Genomic DNA, 875 nt, shown 5'->3' with positions numbered 1-875 from the left:
CGGCCGGGTACCACAATCAATAATTCCGGTTTCAAGGCCTCATGCAATGCGTCTATACGCTCGCCGAGATCGATCCACTTGCCGTTGTAGTGATAGCCATCACAGGCCAGCAGCACCTTGGGTTCGATCTGTCCGAAACGATCCAGCACCCCGGAAACCCCGAAATCCGGGGAGCAGGAGGACCAGACAGCACCGATCCAGGCGGCGCCCAGGGCCGCGATCAGGGTTTCGGTGCGGTTGGGCATAAAGCCCGCTACCCGGTCTCCGGGTTGAATGCCGGCCGCTAGCAGTTGGGCGGCCACTTTGCCGGCGGCCACCCGCAGTTGTGCATAGCTGATGACACTGCGGCTGCCATCTTCCAGCACGCTGACGACGGCGGTGTGAGTGTCGTTACGTTTGAGCAGGTTTTCCGCGTAATTGAGTTCGCCGTGGGCAAACCAGCGGGCGTCCTGAAAGCGTTCCCCTGGCGTCAGCACGGTATCGCCGGGCCGGCCGACCACACCGCAATGATCCCAGACCTGTTGCCAGAAGGCGTCCGGTTGCTCCACAGACCAGCGATGCAGGGCCTGATAATCCGTTAAAGGCAGACCACTGTTGGTGCGTGCCTGTTGCCAGAAAGCGGCCAGGTGGGTGTGCTGGATGCTGTCATCGGGTTGCCAGAGAGGCTCGCTCATTCTGTCTCTCCCTTGCTGTCGGTATCCGCGTGGCTGTCAGCGGCGGTGAATTCCACCAGCACCGTGCCTTCGCTGACACTGTCGCCAGCGGCGACGGCAAAGCCGTTCACCGTGCCGGGTACGGTGGCGCGCAGGGTGTGCTCCATTTTCATGGCTTCCAGTGTAATCACCGCATCGCCGGCTTCAACGCTATCGCCGGGG

General features: G+C 61.9%; 2 protein-coding genes. Both read right to left on the bottom strand.

The genetic code is table 11. From position 1 onward, the window contains the following. Positions 1-674: AMP-binding protein (locus tag A3754_RS05740; RefSeq protein ID WP_156496841.1), on the bottom strand; the 674-nt coding region annotated here is incomplete at its 3' end. Then, positions 671-875, bottom strand: a 205-nt coding sequence (locus A3754_RS05735; protein WP_156496840.1) for an acetyl-CoA carboxylase biotin carboxyl carrier protein subunit, incomplete at its 5' end; no start/stop codon positions are given. The genes A3754_RS05740 and A3754_RS05735, both read right to left, overlap by 4 nt.

The sequence above is a fragment of the Alcanivorax sp. HI0083 genome (assembly GCF_001635175.1).
The sequence above is the reverse complement of the archived record's forward strand: the minus strand, read 5'-3'. Positions and strand labels throughout refer to the sequence as shown.